Origin of the sequence: Enorma timonensis, from assembly GCF_000321165.1 — a bacterium.
Classification (GTDB): Bacteria; Actinomycetota; Coriobacteriia; order Coriobacteriales; family Coriobacteriaceae; genus Enorma.
In genome coordinates this window covers 1-16,614 of record NZ_CAPF01000079.1, presented here as the reverse complement: position 1 = coordinate 16,614, position 16,614 = coordinate 1, and the positions used below count along the sequence as shown (strand labels likewise).

Sequence of the window (16,614 nt, the reverse complement as noted above, 5' to 3'; positions counted from 1 at the left end):
TATGACCCCTCGCTACTTTCAGGGGTGCCTATAAAACGTTCGTTTCGCGCCGTTTGGTGTGGTGAGCGGCTGCAGATTGCGAAAAATGAGCCTTGCGGCGGCCTTCGCGCCGGTTTGGGGTACGGTAGGGAGCGAACGTCGAACGCCGAGGGCACGGAGGAAGCATGTCGTACGCGATTCTCTATAACAGCGCAAGCGGAAACACGCGGTCGGTAGCGGATGCGCTCGAGCGGGCGCTCGCGCAGGCGGGGGTTGAGGTCGTGTGGGGCGAGATTCGCTCCGGCGGCATGGAGGACGCGCTCGCCCTCGCAGCTCCTGCGGACGCCGTGCTCGTGGGGTTCTGGTGCGACAAGGGCTCCTGCACGCCGGAGGTCGCGGACGTGCTCGCAGGGCTTGCCGGCAAGCGCGTGTTCCTGTTCGGGACGGCGGGCTTCGGCGGGGCCCCGGAGTACTTCGAGCAGATCCTCGGCCGCGTGCGCGAGCACCTGCCCGAGGGTGCCGAGTACCTGGGCGGCGCGATGTGCCAGGGCAAGATGGGCGACGCCGTGCGCGCCCGCTACGAGGCCATGCTGGCCAAGCAGCCCGGCGACGCGCGCATCCAGGCGATGATCGAGAACTTCGACGCGGCGCGCTCGCACCCGGATGCCGATGACCTCGCGCGCATCGCGACGGCGGCAAAGCAGGCGCTCGGCCTCTAATCCACGATAAAAGCTGACTGATAAAAAGGTGACTGACACCTTTTTATCACGCGGGGGCATCGCCGTCTCGGGCGCAAGCCCTTGGTGACGCGACGTTTCTTAGCGGCAATCCGTTGCGCTACAATGAGGGGCACCGTCTCAACACGCATGGACGCATGGACAAGCACGAGGAGGAGCCCATGGAACCCGCCAAGGTGTACTTCACCGATCTGCGCACGCACGGCCGCGAGAGCCAGCTCGACAAGCTCAAGCGCCTCATCCGCCGCGCGGGTATCGACCAGATTGACTTCGAGAACAAGTTCGTGGCCATCAAGATCCACTTCGGCGAGCTGGGCAACCTGAGCTTCCTGCGCCCCAACTACGCGCGCGCCGTGGCCGACGTGGTGAAGGAGCTCGGCGGCAAACCGTTCCTCACCGATTGCAACACGCTCTACGTGGGCAGCCGCAAGAACGCGCTCGAGCACATCGACTGCGCGTACCAGAACGGCTTCACGCCCTATGCCACCGGCTGCCACGTGATCATCGCCGACGGCCTCAAGGGCACGGACGAGGCGCTCGTCCCGGTGAAGAACGGCGAGTACGTGAAGGAGGCCAAGATCGGCCACGCCCTCATGGACGCCGACATCGTCATCTCGCTCACGCACTTCAAGGGCCATGAGCAGGCGGGTTTCGGCGGCTGTATGAAGAACCTCGGCATGGGCGGCGGCAGCCGCGCGGGCAAGATGGAGCAGCACGCGGCCGGCAAGCCGACGGTGCACACCGAGCTGTGCATCGGGTGCCACGCGTGCGAGCGCATCTGCGCGCATGGCGCCGTGAGCTTCGAGGAGACCCGCGAGCGCGAGCTCAAGAGCGGCAAGACCGTCACCGTGCCCGTGGCGCACATCGACCACGACCGCTGCGTGGGCTGCGGCCGCTGCATCGGCGCGTGTAACCAAGACGCGGTGAAGCCGGGCTTCGACGCCGCGGTCGACGTGCTCAACTACAAGATCGCCGAGTACACGCAGGCCGTCGTGCAGGATCGCCCGAGCTTCCACATCTCGCTCGCCATGGACATCAGCCCCAACTGCGACTGCCATGCCGAGAACGACACGCCCATCGTGCCCGACTTGGGCATGTTCGCGAGCTTCGACCCGGTGGCCATCGACCAGGCGTGCATCGACATGGCGCTCGCCGCGCCGGCGCTGCCGAACACCGAGCTCACCGAGAGCCGCGCGAAGCTCGAGGCCGCGGGCGGCGTGCCCGAGCGCTGCGAGCACGACCACTTCAACATGACGCATCCGGACACCAACTGGCGCTCCATGATCGAGCATGGCGAGAAGATCGGCCTGGGCACGAGCCGCTACGAGCTCATCGAGGTGAAGTAGCCGAATCATCCGAACGCGCGCAGGCTGCGCAGGCGAGGCCGCCGCGGTGCCAAGGAGGTGCCGCGGCGGCCTTTTTGGTGCGCTCGGCGCGCTGGATGCGTTTGACGGGCGCGGGGCGCGCTTCGGTGCACCGCTTACGCGCGCGTTACCAAGGCGTTCCCGAACATTGACCGGCGCATGACCTGCGCAACATATGCCGTTCCTACAGTGGTAGGCGAGTGATGCCTGCGGTGCGACCCGCGCCGCGGGGATTCGCGCGACCACATGAGGAGGAACGTCTATGAGAAGGAAAGTGCTGGCAAGCGCGCTCTCCGTGCTGCTCGTCACCGCGTCGGTGCCGGTGCCCGCGATCGCCGAGGGCATCGACGACGTGCAACCTGTCGCGATCGAGCAGGCGGCGGCACCGGAGGAGGCTGCGGACGAGGCCGCGGACGGTGAGCAAGTGCCGGCCGACAACGCGACCGAGCCGGCGGCCGATGAGGCCACGGCTTCGGATGCGGGCGAAGCCGTCGTGGATGAGGCCGCCGAGACGGAGAATGCCATCGCGGCGGAGGAGCCTGCTGCCGAGGCGACGGATGAGGCCGAGGGTGCGGACGCGGAGGCCGCCACGGTCGCCGATGTCGCCGATACCGCCGCTGCGACCCCGGCCACCCAGGCCGCCGGCGACCCATACGAGACCGAGGCCCCGGCTTATACCGCAGCCGATCTCGCGCGCATCTACGGCAGTGTGAGTTACCGTGTGGACGACGGTTCTTCGAAAAGCACCACGGTTGTGAGTGCGGACAACTTCGCCTACGTGGGCACACCGATGAAGAACAATGAAACGGGTGGCTGGAAAATCGTCACAACGCTCAAGGCAGATGGAACTGCCGATGATTATGGCTTGAAGAGCTGGGATCTTGGCGGTGTCGACCCTGCGTCGCTCCACATCGATGAGGATGTGTCCGATCTGAGTGTCACGTTCGAGACCTCGAGCGCTTCCGATGACAGCTGGGGCGTAGCAGCGAATGGCCGTGCATCGCTCGTGTTCACTGCCGCGGAGCAGTTGCCGGCTCAGCCTGCCCAGCCGGGCATCACAGATGTCATCGAGGCACCTGCTACGATCAACTACACGCTCAAAAACGCTGAAGATGGTACCTACGACGCTGCGGTCGCAATCGGTTCCGATGCGCGCATGGCGAGCATCTCGAGCGTGTACTGGAATGACGCGCTTTCCGCATGGGCGGTCGATGTGACGTTGCGGCAGTTTGACACGCCCGCGGACTACGGTATCGAGGTGCCGGCGTTTTTCGCGGGCGACTACGAGCTCGATGCCGATGCATCAACGCTCACGACGACCCTCGTGTATCAGGATGGCTCTTGGGAGCGCGCTTACGGCTCTACCGCAAACCTCGTGTTCACGGAGAAGGTGGCGAAGGCGCCTGAGTTCGACCTTTCTCAGGTGACGAGCAAGGTTTTGAGCTACGACATCACGGGTAACGGGCTCAAGCCCAAATCGTACGGCATGCGTGGTAACGAGATTCCTGCAAACATGGTCGAGAGCATTTCCGATCCCGTTCAGAATGAGGATGGCGGCTGGGATATTGTCGTGACGCTCAAAAACGGCACGGCGGCAGACTACGGCGTACCTGAGGGCTATCTGCGCGGACAGGCTGCTGAGGACATGGTGATCGACACCAGTGCCGAGACCAAGATGCAGTTCACCGCGAGACTGATAACCCCACGGATACCACGTGGACTGTGTACGCAGGCGACAAGGCGGAGTTCACCTTTGTCTATCGGGAATCCGTGCCCACGGCGAACGCCGATGACCTCGCAGCTGTGTCCAACTCGGTCAACTATTCAATGCAGCGTGCGGAGGGCGGTGCCTACGAGGCGCGCACATCGATTGGTTCCACCGAGAACATCGAGAGCATCGGGGAGGTGTATAAGAACTCGGACGGCGCGTGGGCAGTGGACGTCACGCTGAAGTCAGACGCCGACCCTGCGGATTACGGTCTCGATAACGAGGTGGCAACGCAGGGCAAGCCGTACAAGCTCGACGTGGATTCCTCCAAGCTCGTGGCGACCTTCGTCTGGACGAAGGGAGTGCTTGGGTATTCGTGGAAGTGCAACGGAACGAACCAGGCGAAGCTCGTGTTCAAAGAGGTTACGGCTCCGGCGTTCGACATCAACAACGAGCTCAACACGTGGGGAACGGTGACGTACGACCTCAAGCATGCCGATGGCACGAGCGACCTCGACAACGGGACGCATCTGGTCAAGGCGGACAACATCGCGAGCGTGGGCGAGCCTTATTAGACGGCGGACGGCTGCTGGGCGGTTGACGTGACGCTCAAGGACACCGCGACGACCGACGACTATCAGGTTCCGAGCTGGAAGCTGCATGATGGCGACTACGCGCTCGACTCGGACGCCTCCGACCTCACCATGACGTTCCGCACGAACGGGCTCGATGGGACGACCTGGTATTGCTCCGGCTCCGATCGCGCGAACCTGGTATTCGCAGAGCAGGCCGATGCGCCGGGCGAGAATCCTGGCGAGGATACCGAGAACCCCGGCGAGGATACCGAGAAGCCCGGAACCGGCACCGGCACGGAGCAGCCCGGCGACGACACCAAGGTGCCCGTGACGGACGACGCCCAGGACAAGGGGAACGCTTCCGACGACCAGGCCAAGGACACCCAGGAGGCTGCTGCAGACGAGGACACCCTCACCCAGACGGGCGACCCTGCGGACGGCCTGGCGGTCATCGCCGCGGGCGGCGTGCTCGCCGTCGTTGCGGGCATCGAGCTCAAGCGTCGCAGCGCTGGCGAGCGCCTCTAAGCTGCGGCCAGGACTGCTTGGCTGAAGCGAATCGACTTTCCAAAGCGTCGCATAACTTGGGGGTGGAGCGCATATACGCGTTCCACTCCTGACGTATGCGACGCTTTTGGAACCGCCCGGAGCATATCGTGCGCCGCGTCGCCGGATGCGTCCCGCACCCCTACCCCCGGCGGCATCGCTCTCCGTCGTCCCCCTACATTTTCTTCGTCCAGGCACCGTTTTCCGCGTGTTCGCGGCCATGGTTCCGCTACCGTATCTCATAGAGGTGGGGCGCGGGGCCAGCGCGGTGCCCTGTGCCAGGATTGGGTGCTCGGCCTCGGGCGCCCGGGTGGGAGCGGTATGGATATCCCGGTTGTGCTTTCCCATAAGACCGCATGGCTGCTCCGGCGCACGAAGCACTTCGCGGACATGCGGGATCGCGCGCGCGAGCGCGGTCGGCAGTGCGGGGAGGAGCCGTTTCTCGAGGATGACGACCTGCCGGATATCGGGCTGCGCGAATACGGCGCGCCAGCGCACGCCGTCGTCCAGCGCATCGCGGACGCGCTCGTATCCTGGGGCGTCCCCGCGCAGGATGCCGCCGACGTCGACGTGCTCGTGCCGTTTCACAACGACCGCGTGCGGTCGCGGCACCTCGTCTGCCATGTTCACGGCGGAATCGTTGGCGGGGAGAACGTGGTTCCGGTGGCGCGTGGGCTGCTTTCCGTGGAGGACGCGCTCTGCTTCACCCAAGCCGCGACGTGGATGGATCGGCGTGCGCTCATAGAATTCGGCTATGAGCTGTGCGGCCGGTACTACCTGCCGTTCGGGCAATCTTATGTCGAGCACGACCCGTTTACCTCGAAGCTCGAGCTATCGCAGGGTGTGGCGAGGTTCCGTGGGACGCGCGGCGTAACGGCTGCGCGCACCGCGCTCGCCTCGGTGTTCGACGGCGCTCGCTCGCCGATGGAGACGGCCCTGGCGATGATGGTGACCGCTCCCCGTTCGCTGGGAGGCCTCGCGTATCGGCATGTTTCGCTGAACCATCGCATCGATGTCCCGCGAGCGTTTTCCCGGTGCACGTCGTCGACCTATTACGAGATCGACCTCTTCTCCCCGACGCGGAGCGTCGGCGTGGAATACGACGGAGAGGCGCACGGCGAGACGTCTCGGCGCGGCCATGACGCCGAACGCCTCAACGTGCTCTCGCTCATGGGGTATGACATGAAGGTGCTCACGAGCGTCCAGTTCGCGCATCAGCTGAACATGCATCGCGCGATGAACGCCGTCGCGCAATCGCTGGGCATCAAGGTCGACCGCGCGGCTCAATTCCAAAAGCGCCAGGACGAGCTGCGACGTTTCGTTATCCGGGGCTGGCTGGACGCCAGGCCCGAGTCGTAGCGCGCCTGCAGGATGCGTCGGGCTGCGCGGGGTTCCGGGCGCGCGGGGATTTGGGCGGACGGCTTCGGGCGCGCGGATCCAGGCGGGCGACCCCGGCGGGCGGCTCGTTCGTGCGAAAGCGTCGCATACCTCGAGGATGGACCGCGTATACGAGGTTGACCCTCAAGTTATGCGACGCTTTGGGGGGTCTGGGTGCACACCGGAGCCGAAGGGGCGCCTCGGCATCGACCGCCGGTGCACTCACGCGCCACCAGCTCCCCGCCCCCCATGTGGAACCGGAACGGTTTGTGCCGTCGCAAGCTATGCGGCGCGTTTTTTGCTAGAATGCTGAACAGTCTATCTTGGGAGGAAAGCGTTTCGCGTATGTCCGCTTCAAGCGACAGCTCCACACCACGAAGTACGACGGGCGCACCCGATGCGCCCGCTCTCGTTGCATCATCCGAGGATCCCTGCGCCACCTGCCGCAAGCGCCGGCGCTCGTGCCCCCGGTACCCGCGCGCGGCGAGCGACGCCGACGCTCCCGACGGCTCCGGTAAGGAGCTCCCGCGCTGCTACACCTTGGGCGAGGAGATCGCCAACTCCGTGACGCACGGCATCGGCTGCCTGCTCGCCATCGCCGGCCTCGTCCTGCTCATCGTGAAGGCGGCGCTCGGCGGCGGCGACCCCGCGCACCTCACCTCGGCCATCGTCTGCGGCGTGACGCTCATCCTCGAGTACCTCGCCTCGACGCTCTACCACGCCATCCAGGTCCCGGCGGCGAAGCGCGTGTTCCGCATCATCGACCACAGTAGCATCTACCTGCTCATCGCCGGCTTCTACACGCCGTTTTGCCTCATCACGCTCGCCGACGCGGGCGGCATCGCGCTGTTCGTGGTGGTGTGGGCGCTCGCCTTCGCCGGCATCTCGTTCGAGATTATCGGCCGCCAGCGCCAGCCCCGCTGGGTCACCATCATCATCTACCTCGTCATGGGCTGGCTCGTGGTGTTCCGCCTGCCCCAGCTCGTGGCGGCGCTCGACCCGCTCGCGCTCGCGCTCCTCACGGTGGGCGGCCTGTGCTACACCATCGGCACGGGCTTCTACCTGCTGAAGAAGATCCCCTACATGCACAGCGTCTGGCACCTGTGGGTGCTCGCCGGCAGCATCTTCATCTACATGGCGGTGATCCTCTTCGTGATCTAGCGCTCGTAACGCACGTCCCGGCGGCTCCGCCGCGCCCCGCGCCCGGCAGAGGGCCATCCGCCCGCGCGCCCGCGCCGCCGCCTTCCCGCACGCTCCCAACCTTGGAGGTTCGAACTCGTCCCTATGGGCATATTCATCTCGATCGTCGCAACCCTTCTACTCACCATCCTGAACGGCTACTTCTCCATGAGCGAGATGGCGCTCACCACCGCGAAGCGCGCCACGCTCGAGCACGACGCGGAGGAGGGCGACCGCCGCGCCGCGCTCGCGCTCGACCTCGCGAACGACTCCACGAACTTCCTCGCCACCATCCAGGTGGCCATCACGCTCGTGGGCTTCTTCTCCGCGACCGTCTCGTCCAACACGCTTTCCGAGCCGCTCACGGCATGGGTCGAGTCGTTCGGCATTGCGCCGCTCTCCGCTGTGGCTCCCGTGGCGTCGCCCATCGTCATCACGCTCATCGTGTCGTACCTCTCCATCGTCGTCGGCGAGCTCGTGCCCAAGCGCATCGGCCTCTCCGACGCCGAGGGCATGGCGAAGTCCGTCGCCGGCCCCATCTCCGGCTTTCGCAAGGTCGCCAAGCCGCTCGTGTGGCTCACGCAGGCGAGCGCGAACGGCATCTCGGCCATCCTGGGCATCAAGAGCGCCGACGACCGCCAGAACGTCTCGGAGGAGGAGATCAAGTACATGGTCTCGGAGCAGGACACCCTGCTCGACGAGGAAAAGCGCATGATTCACGAGATCTTCGACCTCGGCGACGCCGTGGCGCGCGAGGTCATGGTGCCGCGCGTGGACGTGACCATGGCCGAGGACACCGACACCATCCAGCACGTGCTCGACGACATGCGCCGCACGGGCTACTCGCGCATCCCCGTCTACCACGAGGACACCGATAACGTGGTGGGCATCGCGCACATCAAGGATCTCATCGAGCTCGCGCTCTCGAGCCGCGGGACGGAGCTGGTCTCCGCGTGCCTGCGCGACGCGACGTTCGTGCCGGACACGAAGGACATCCTGCCGCTGCTCTCGGAGATGCAGACCGCGCATGAGCAGATGGTCGTCGTGGTGGACGAGTACGGCGGCACGGCGGGCGTCATCACCATCGAGGACATCGTCGAGGAGATCGTCGGCGAGATCGAGGACGAGTTCGACCCGGACAACAAGTACCTCACGCGGCTCAGCCGCCGCGAGTGGCTCGTGGACGGGCGCTTCAGCTGCGACGATGCCGTCGAGCTGGGCTGGCCCATCGAGGAGAGCGACGAGTACGAGACCATCGCGGGGTGGATCCTCGAGGTGTGCGACGGCGTGCCGAGCATCGGCGAGACCTTCGAGGTCGAGGGCTATCGCTTCCGCGTGCAGTCCATGCGCGGCCAGCGCATCTCGCTCATTCGCGTCATCGCGCCGGAGGAGCCGGCCGCGAGCGATGCGTCCGACGATACCGCCGCGGGGCAGGACGCCTCTGATGCCGCGGCGGCGGACCGGCAGGCGCGCGGCGCGAAGGGCGAGGAGCGCGCGGCGGACGACAAGATCGCGGGGTAGCACCGGCACGGCGCTGCGTTCCCGGCGCTGGGTGGCCAAAAATTCCAGTTTTGTGACGTCTTACCTGCAAAATGCCGGTGCGGTTCGCCAGCCGTGCTGGTAGAGCGCGACGTTATCCCAGCTATGGGGAATGCGCACCCTGGTTTTCGCAGGATCGATGTCACAAATCTGGAAAAAATGGCCACGGGGCGCCGTGCACTGCCCGCGGCGCCGTCCCGCGGCGCCATTGCCGGCCTCATCGTGCGCCGCGCGCCGTTCCCGAACGGGTTCTCACACCGCCGGCCGTCGCGCGTGCATGCGGATTCGGCCGAATAGGCCGCTTGCCGCCTTCAAGCGCCGCCCGATGCGCTACGATGGCAGGAGTGCGACCGAAGCCATCGCGGCCTGCGCGGCGGCGGGAGAGGGAGAGACATGTCCAGCCTGTTCAACATCATGAAGATCACGGTCGATGCGCGGAAGCTGCGCGCCCGCGTGCTCGTGAACCCCGGCATGCCGCTCATGACCTCGGAGGATATCGAGGCGACGGCGCGCGTGTACTACCTCGCCCCCGCTATCGCCAAGCACGTGTGCCTGGGCGACGCCGGCCGTGAGTTCCAGGATTGCATGGGCGATACCGAGCTCGCGCACCTGCTCGAGCACCTGTCCGTCGAGATCATGAACGAGACGGGGCTCGCGGGCGAGATCTCGTGCGGGCGCACGCGCGGCGTCGCGGGCGACGACCGCCTCTTCGAGATCGAGCTCTCGTGCCCGGACGATGTGCTCGCCATCGGCGCGCTGTCCTCGGCGTCGTTCATGATGGAGTGGGCGTTCCTGCATCCGGAGGCGACCGCGCCCGATTTTCCCGGCACTGTCGAGGCGCTGCGGCAGATGGTGCTCGCGCTGCGCGGCGAGGCCGAGGGTGCGGAAGCGGCCGAGGAGTCCGGCGATGAGCGCATCGACACCGAGGATGACGCGGTGGAGGTAGCCGCCGCGCCCGACGACGCGGAGAGCTCCGCGCCCGTGTTCGGTGGCGCCGCCGCGCGCGAGGAATAGCGAGGGGTGGCTGCTTGACGCCTGCGGCAACTGCCTGACGGCCGCCTCGTCCGCCCGACGGCCGCGTTCGCGCAACGGAACAAGCTGGATGCAAGCCCGTCCGGAGGCGAACGGGCCCTGCACTCGTTCGGCCGTGCCATAGAGCGGTGCCATTACGGGTATAATGAACCGCATCTGCACACCGCTTCGGCGGAGTCAAAAGAAGGGAACGCTCATGGGTAAGGGTTTCAGCTTCCTCGTCGGCGCCACGATCGGTGCCGCGGCCGGTACGATCATCGGCATCCTCGTCGCACCGCGCTCGGGCGCGGAGACGCGTGCCATGGCGGCCGACATGGCCAATGACGCGTGGGACAACGCGCGTGATATGTACGACCAGGGCGTCGAGCAGGCGCGTGCCGCCATGAACGACTTCGGCCCCATGATGGACGCCAAGACCGACGAGCTCCGCGCCAAGGTCGACCTCGCCCGCGAGCGCATGGACCAGCTGCGCGAGACGCTCAACGATGCCATCGCCGGCGGCACCGTGACGCCCGCCGCGGACGTCGAGGTCGTGCCCGCTCCCGAGGCTTCCGCCGACGCTCCGGCCGATGCCCCCGCAGCCGCGCCCGCCGAGGCCCCCGCTGAGGCGTAATGCGCACCCAGGATTTCCAAGGGCTCAAGATCTACCGCATGCCGCCGGAGGCGAAGCGCACCCGTAAGGACGGCACGCCGCGCGATCCAAAGAAGATCGGCAAGATCCACTTCCCGGTGTTCACGCCGGATGGCGCGCGTGTGGTGGGCTTCATGGTCTCGCCGCCGGACGTGGCGGGCATGATCAAGCAGGCCGACCGCTTCGTGGCGCGCGACGTGGTCCGCGTCTACGAGGGCGTGCTCGCCGTGCCGGACGCGAAGGACTCCTTCGACGCCGCCGCGGCGCGCCGCCTCGGCATCGACCTGGACGCCTGCATCATCTGGACGGGCATGGACGCCGTGACCGTCTCGGGCAAGAAGCTCGGGTACTGCGCGGACGCGGAGTTCGACCCCAAGACCGGCGCAGTCTCGCAGTTCTCGCTCACGAGCGGCATGGCGGCCACGGCGCTCGTGGGCACCGTCGACATGCCGGCGAGCTACCTCAAGGGCTATGCGGACGGCGCGATGATCGTGGACGACGCCGCGGCCGAGATCGGCTTCTCGGGCGGCGCGGCGGCCAAGGCCGGCGAGGCGACCGCGAAGATCGGCGCGAAGGCGCGCACCGCCGCCACCTCGATCGACGACAAGGCCGCCGAGGCCATCAAGCGCGGCAGCTCGTCCATGGACAAGGGTGCCCGCGCGCTGGGTAAGCAGATCGGCAAGACGCGGGGCATGTTCTCCGCGTTCAAAGATGAGTTCAAGAAGGCTTCCTCGTCGTCCTCGACGCGGAAGCCGCGCGCGTAACCGCGCGATGCATACCATGCGGCGCGTCCCTTCCCGGGCGCGCCGTGCAACGGGGAGGAGCACCATTGCTCAACCACACCACCTCCTACCCGCCGAAGCGTCCTCAGCGGAGGCGCGGCAACAAGACGACGGGATACCAGCTGCCCCGCGGGCGCGCCCGCGCGCGGCATCGTCCCGGCTCGTCGTACGTGCACCATTCACAGGGGTTCGGCAGCGACGCCCGTCGGCGCGCCATGCGCGTGCGCCGCGGTGGCGGCAGCGGCGGCCGGGGCAGCAAGCGGCGCAATGCCCGGTGGCCCTACGTCCTCGTGATCGTGGGCTGCGCGGGGCTCGTCTTCCTTGCGAGCCTTATCGGCTACCTCAACCGCAGCGTGACCATCGAGCTCAACGGCAGCGAGGCGAGCGTGCATATCGGCGCGACGATCGCGCAGGTCATCGAAGATGAGGGCTTCGAGGAGTCCTGCAACCCCGGCAACCTCCTCGCGGTCGACGACAGCATCATCACGCGCGGCGGCGGCGAGCGCTACACCGTGACGCTCGACGGGAAGGACGTCGACGCGGACGACTACGACTCCGTGAAGCTCGAGGGCGGCGAGAAGCTCGAGATCCACGACGGCGGCGACGTCTACGAGGAGCACGACGTGCAGGCGACCGAGATCGCCCCGACCATCACCGTGAAGGGCAGCGGCGCCATCGGCTACGTGAGCCAGTGGGGCGTGCCCGGCCGCTCCGAGGTGTGGACGGGCAAGCTCTCCGGCATCACCGCCGACCGCGGCGTGGTGCAGGAGGTGCAGAACTGCGAGGTCACCTACCGTTCGGCCTCGCCGGACGACGAGGATACGCGCTACATCGCGCTCACCTTCGACGAGGGCCCGAGCGAGTACACCCAGCAGATCCTCGACATCCTGGAGGAGAAGGGCGTGAGCGCCACGTTCTTCCTGCAGGGCGACGCGGTCGAGGCGGATCCCGCGTCCGCGAAAGCCATCGCCGAGGCCGGCCACGAGATCGGCTCGAACGGCTACAGCGACACCAATTACTCCGACCTCACGAGCGACGAGGTGCGCTCGCAGATCACGCGCGGCTTCGACGCCATCGAGGACGCCACGGGCGAGCGCGTGAGCCTGCTGCGCGCGCCGTACGCCTCGTTCAGCACGGAGAACTGGGCGCAGTGCATGGACCTTCTGAGCGGCGTGGTGTCGTGGAACGTCGATTCCGGCGACTGGCTTCTGCCGGGCGCGGACGCCGTGGTGGAGAACGTGGTGGGCTCCGCGGGCAACGGCAACATCGTGCTGCTCACCGACAACGACACCACGGGCGCGCAGCTCGTGGAGGCGCTGCCCGACATCATCGACCAGCTGAAGGCAGAAGGCTACACGTTCGTGACGCTGAGCGACCTCATCGCGACCGACGAGGACTTCGCCGACGTCGACCTTGCGAGCGTGTCGATGCCCAAGGACGCGGTGCTCCCCAACCTGCCGGCGGACGATGACGCGGAAGGCGAGGAGTAGCGGGCATTTCTGCTATAGTTGTCCCGGATTAAGGGTCACGAGAAAGGCATCAGGTGAAATCTAAACCTCGACCTCACAGTCGCTGACCCCTGCGGGTGCTCGTGCGCGCGCAAGGGGTGACGACCCGGCGCGCCGCCTGCCGGTGCCGCCGCGCACGCATACGCTCATCGGTGCCGCCCATCGGCGCCGGGGATGCAAAGGAGCACCATGAACTATCTCTCAGAGCTGCTCAAGCTGCCCGTCCTGGACGTGAACGGCGAGAAGCTCGGCGTCGTGAACGATCTGGGCATCGCCACGGGCGAGGTCTTCCCGCACGTGACCTCGCTCGCCTTCCAAGGCCCGGGCAAGACGCCGTTCATGATCAGCTGGCGCAAGTACGTCGACCACGTGGACGAGACCGGCGTGCACCTGAAGACGCGCGACACGGACGTGCGCTTCTCCTACCTGCAGCCCGATGAGCTCCTGCTCGCGCGCGACATCCTGAACAAGCAGATCGTGGACACGCAGGGCCTCAAGGTCGTGCGCGTGAACGACCTCAAGCTCTCGAGCTCCGGCGAGAACCAGCTGCGCCTGCTCGGCGCCGAGGTGGGCGGCCGCGGGCTTCTGCGCGCGATTCATCCCGCGCTCGAGCGCGCCGTCGCGCGCATCGCCCGCGCGGTGGGCAAGCCGCTCGAGGAGCACATCATCGCCTGGTCGTACATGGACCTCCTGGAGCGCAGCACCCAGACCATCAAGCTCTCCGTCTCGCACAAGACCCTCGACGAGCTGCACCCGGCCGACATCGCCGACATCATCGAGCAGCTCGACCCGCGTCTGCGCAGCCAGGTGTTCGCCCAGCTCGACACCGCGCAGGCCGCCGAGGCCATCAGCGAGTTCGATGACGACGAGCTCGTGGCCGAGGTCATCGAGGGCATGAGCGACCGCGACGCGTCGAGCATGCTCGCGCTCATGGATCCGGACGACGCGGCCGACCTCATCGAGGAGCTCGACTACGAGAAAGCCGAGAAGCTCCTGCGCCTCATGGGCGTGAAGGAGGAGCGCGCCATCCGCAACCTCCTGGGATACGAGGAGCACACCGCCGGCCGCATCATGACGAGCGAGTTCGTGGCGCTGCCGGCGACGGACACCGCCGCCGACGCCATCGAGGCCATCCGCGCGCTCGACGAGGACTTCGAGAGCATCTACTACGTGTACACGCTCGACACCACCGGCGCGCTCACGGGCGTGCTGAGCCTGCGCACCCTCATCGTCGCCGACCTGGACGCCCGGCTCTCGGACATCGCCTACCGCGACGTGGTGTGGGTGACGCCCGACCTCGACCAGGAGGACGTGGCGGACGAGATGACGAAGTACAACCTCGTGGCCGTGCCGGTGTGCGATGACGCGCGCCACGTGCTCGGCATCGTGACGGTCGATGACGCGCTCGACGTCATCGCCGAGGAGCACGAGGAGGACCTGCAGATCGCCGGCATGGCGACGGGCGAGGGCGGCTCGGGCGAGTCGCTGCACATCCTGTCGTGGTTCGCGCGCCGTTTCTACTGGGTGCTCGTGTGGGCGGTCGCCTCGGGCGTGATCGCGGGCGTGCTCGCGGGCCTCGGGGCGGCCCCGGAGCTCGCGCTCTTCCCGCTGTGCGCCATGCCCGTGGTGCTCATCGCCGCGAGCCGCGCCGTCTCCTTCGCGCGGAACTTCTACCTCGATTACGAGGAGTCGGACGACGACCGCGGCCCCTACCTGGGGTATTTCCTGCAGAGCGCGGGCGTGGGAATCGTGCTGGGCGCGGTAGTCTACCTCTGCGGCCAGCTCGTCCTGGGCGCCGTCTACCCCGAGGAGGCGCTCGCGGCCGTGGACGGGGCGCTCGCTGGCGCGGTGCTGCGCGCCCACGCGCTCTCGGCGAGCTTCACCTGCGCGGCGATCGTGGTGTTCGCGAGCTGCGCGACCTCCGTGGCCTATCTCAAGCTGCTCTTCTGGCGCGACGCGCGCGACCGTAACACCTCGGGCACGGCGCTCGGGCTCGCCGGCGTGCTCATCGCCTGCTTGGTGTTCTCGGTCGCCTCCGTGCTGGCCATCTACCTGCTCTTCGTGTAGCGGAACGGGGGCTTGCGGTGGCACGGGAGAAGACGCGCGCGCTCACGCTCACGGCGGTGCTCGGCGCCATGGGGCCGGGGCTCCTCGCAGCGCTCGCGGGCAACGACGCGGGCGGCATCGCGACGTATTCGAGCGCGGGCGCGAGCTTCGGCTACGGGACGCTCTGGATCCTGCCCATCATGGCGCTGCTGCTCATCGTGGTGCAGGAGACGGCGGCGCGCCTGGGCTGCGTGACGGGCAAGGGCTTCGCCTCGCTCATCCGCGAGCGCTTCGGCGTGCGGCGCTCGGCGCTCGCCATGGGCGCGCTCCTCGTGGCGAACACCGCGGTCACGATCTCGGAGTTCGCGGGGCTCGCGAGCGGGCTCGCCCTCTTCGGCGTGCCGGCCTCCATCTCGGTGCCGCTCATGGCGCTCATCATCTGGCTCATCACCATGAGCGGGAGCTTCCAGCGCATCGAGAAGATCCTGCTGCTCGTGAGCTGCGTCTTCCTCACGTACGTGGCGGCGGCCTTCCTCGTGGGGCCCGACTGGGGCGCGGTCATGGCGGCGACGGTCATGCCGCGCATGGTGGCCGACCCGGACTACGTGTCGCTGCTCGTCGCGACCATCGGCACCACCATCGCGCCGTGGATGATCTTCCTCGCGCAGAACAACGTGGTCGATAAGAACGTGGACGAGAGCGGCATCGCGCTGCAGCGCGTCGACACCGTCTCCGGGTCCGTGCTGGCGTGCGCCATCGCGTGGTTCATCATCGTGACGACGGCGACCGTGCTCTATCCCGCGGGCATCGAGGTCACGGACGCCGCCGACGCCGCGCTCGCGCTCGAGCCCATCGCGGGCTCGTGGTCGACGATACTCTTCGGCGCGGGGCTCGTGGCGGCGAGCTTCCTGGCGGCCTGCGTGCTGCCGGGCGTGACGTCGAGCGCCATCTGCGAAGCCTTCGGCTGGGAGCGCGGCGCGGACCGCACGTGGGAGGAGGCTCCCGCGTACCGCGGCATCATCACGGGGATCATCCTGTTCTCCGCGCTGCTCGTGATCATGCCGGGCATCGACCTGTTCGACATCATGATGAGCGCGCAGGTGATCAACGGCGTGCTGCTGCCCGTGCTCCTCGTGTTCCTCGTGCTCATCGCCAGCGACCGCCGAATCCTGGGGTGCTATCGCAACGGGCGCGTCTGGAACGTGCTCACGTGGGCGACGATCGCGCTCATCACGGTGCTCACCGTCGTGATGTTTGTCTTGCAGGCGCTGGGGTATTGATTGAGTACGGGCCTTCGATCGGGGCCTGATGTCGTGTTGGGCTCGTGCCGTCCCTGCGATTCGAGGTTGCGGGCGGCGTTCGCGGTCGTGGCTTTTGCCTGAAGCGCTCGTTTATGGGGGCGCAGGCGGGGGCCTTGTCCGGGCGGCACGCTATACTAGGCGCCTGGATTAGATGGACGGGGTTGTTTGTATGTCCGATGTGGCCAACATGAGGCGACAGCACAAGGGGGCGCGGGACGATCGCCGCGGGAGGGACGCCGAGCGCGCGACGCGGGTCGCCGCGGGCGCGGGTACTTCTGGCGCGGCTGCCGCGGGTGCCGGTGCTGCCGCTCCT

General features: G+C 67.2%; 14 protein-coding genes. All 14 read left to right on the top strand.

Features of this window, described 5'->3' with window-relative positions:
• Positions 1 to 164: 164 nt before the first annotated feature.
• The 14 genes from bilS to BN423_RS08880 all read left to right on the top strand — a co-directional run bounded on the left by bilS (position 165) and on the right by BN423_RS08880 (position 16,280).
• Entirely contained in the window at positions 165 to 698 is a 534-nt protein-coding gene (gene bilS, locus BN423_RS08945) for a flavodoxin family protein BilS (RefSeq protein ID WP_019239914.1), read from the top strand.
• Between the two features lie 155 nt (positions 699 to 853).
• A complete protein-coding gene (locus BN423_RS08940) occupies positions 854 to 2,062 on the top strand; it encodes a DUF362 domain-containing protein (protein WP_019239913.1) in 1,209 nt (402 codons plus the stop codon).
• Positions 2,063 to 2,342: 280 nt separating this feature from the next.
• Positions 2,343 to 4,031 carry a hypothetical protein gene (locus BN423_RS08935; protein WP_019239912.1) on the top strand — a complete coding sequence of 563 codons (1,689 nt, stop codon included), beginning with the start codon at positions 2,343 to 2,345 and terminating at the stop codon, positions 4,029 to 4,031.
• Positions 4,016 to 4,363 carry a hypothetical protein gene (locus tag BN423_RS08930; protein WP_019239911.1) on the top strand — a complete coding sequence of 116 codons (348 nt, stop codon included), beginning with the start codon at positions 4,016 to 4,018 and terminating at the stop codon, positions 4,361 to 4,363. The genes BN423_RS08935 and BN423_RS08930 overlap by 16 nt, the downstream gene beginning before the upstream one ends.
• Positions 4,364 to 4,390: 27 nt before the next feature.
• The gene (locus BN423_RS08925) at positions 4,391 to 4,888 is read left to right on the top strand and encodes a hypothetical protein (RefSeq protein ID WP_019239910.1); all 498 of its coding nucleotides are present in this window, start codon (positions 4,391 to 4,393) and stop codon (positions 4,886 to 4,888) included.
• A gap of 339 nt (positions 4,889 to 5,227) precedes the next feature.
• The gene (locus tag BN423_RS08920) at positions 5,228 to 6,265 is read left to right on the top strand and encodes a hypothetical protein (protein ID WP_019239909.1); all 1,038 of its coding nucleotides are present in this window, start codon (positions 5,228 to 5,230) and stop codon (positions 6,263 to 6,265) included.
• Between the two features lie 363 nt (positions 6,266 to 6,628).
• Positions 6,629 to 7,444 (top strand): PAQR family membrane homeostasis protein TrhA, encoded by an 816-nt coding sequence (gene trhA / locus BN423_RS08915; RefSeq protein WP_232385551.1) that lies wholly within the window; start codon positions 6,629 to 6,631, stop codon positions 7,442 to 7,444.
• 123 nt (positions 7,445 to 7,567) lie between these two features.
• Positions 7,568 to 8,983: a hemolysin family protein gene (locus BN423_RS08910; protein ID WP_019239907.1), complete on the top strand. Its 1,416-nt coding sequence runs from the start codon at positions 7,568 to 7,570 to the stop codon at positions 8,981 to 8,983.
• Positions 8,984 to 9,394: 411 nt separating this feature from the next.
• A complete protein-coding gene (locus BN423_RS08905; RefSeq protein ID WP_019239906.1) occupies positions 9,395 to 10,015 on the top strand; it encodes a hypothetical protein in 621 nt (206 codons plus the stop codon).
• A 214-nt stretch (positions 10,016 to 10,229) separates the two neighbouring features.
• Positions 10,230 to 10,646: a YtxH domain-containing protein gene (locus BN423_RS08900; RefSeq protein WP_019239905.1), complete on the top strand. Its 417-nt coding sequence runs from the start codon at positions 10,230 to 10,232 to the stop codon at positions 10,644 to 10,646.
• Positions 10,646 to 11,428 (top strand): PRC-barrel domain-containing protein, encoded by a 783-nt coding sequence (locus BN423_RS08895; protein ID WP_019239904.1) that lies wholly within the window; start codon positions 10,646 to 10,648, stop codon positions 11,426 to 11,428. The genes BN423_RS08900 and BN423_RS08895 overlap by 1 nt, the downstream gene beginning before the upstream one ends.
• 65 nt (positions 11,429 to 11,493) lie before the next feature.
• Entirely contained in the window at positions 11,494 to 12,936 is a 1,443-nt protein-coding gene (locus BN423_RS08890) for a polysaccharide deacetylase family protein (protein WP_019239903.1), read from the top strand.
• 207 nt (positions 12,937 to 13,143) lie between these two features.
• Complete coding sequence (locus BN423_RS08885; RefSeq protein ID WP_019239902.1) at positions 13,144 to 15,021, top strand: magnesium transporter; 1,878 nt, start codon at positions 13,144 to 13,146, stop codon at positions 15,019 to 15,021.
• Between the two features lie 17 nt (positions 15,022 to 15,038).
• Entirely contained in the window at positions 15,039 to 16,280 is a 1,242-nt protein-coding gene (locus tag BN423_RS08880) for an Nramp family divalent metal transporter (protein WP_019239901.1), read from the top strand.
• Positions 16,281 to 16,614 lie beyond the last annotated feature (334 nt).

Excerpts from the sequence above, each read along its gene's own strand:
- bilS (WP_019239914.1), top strand. The coding sequence starts at position 165 with ATGTCGTACGCGATTCTCTATAACAGCGCAAGCGGAAACACGCGGTCG.
- BN423_RS08940 (WP_019239913.1), top strand. The coding sequence starts at position 854 with ATGGACAAGCACGAGGAGGAGCCCATGGAACCCGCCAAGGTGTACTTC.
- BN423_RS08920 (WP_019239909.1), top strand. The coding sequence starts at position 5,228 with ATGGATATCCCGGTTGTGCTTTCCCATAAGACCGCATGGCTGCTCCGG.
- BN423_RS08895 (WP_019239904.1), top strand. The coding sequence starts at position 10,646 with ATGCGCACCCAGGATTTCCAAGGGCTCAAGATCTACCGCATGCCGCCG.
- BN423_RS08910 (WP_019239907.1), top strand. The coding sequence starts at position 7,568 with ATGGGCATATTCATCTCGATCGTCGCAACCCTTCTACTCACCATCCTG.
- BN423_RS08905 (WP_019239906.1), top strand. The coding sequence starts at position 9,395 with ATGTCCAGCCTGTTCAACATCATGAAGATCACGGTCGATGCGCGGAAG.
- BN423_RS08935 (WP_019239912.1), top strand. The coding sequence starts at position 2,343 with ATGAGAAGGAAAGTGCTGGCAAGCGCGCTCTCCGTGCTGCTCGTCACC.
- BN423_RS08885 (WP_019239902.1), top strand. The coding sequence starts at position 13,144 with ATGAACTATCTCTCAGAGCTGCTCAAGCTGCCCGTCCTGGACGTGAAC.
- trhA (WP_232385551.1), top strand. The coding sequence starts at position 6,629 with ATGTCCGCTTCAAGCGACAGCTCCACACCACGAAGTACGACGGGCGCA.
- BN423_RS08900 (WP_019239905.1), top strand. The coding sequence starts at position 10,230 with ATGGGTAAGGGTTTCAGCTTCCTCGTCGGCGCCACGATCGGTGCCGCG.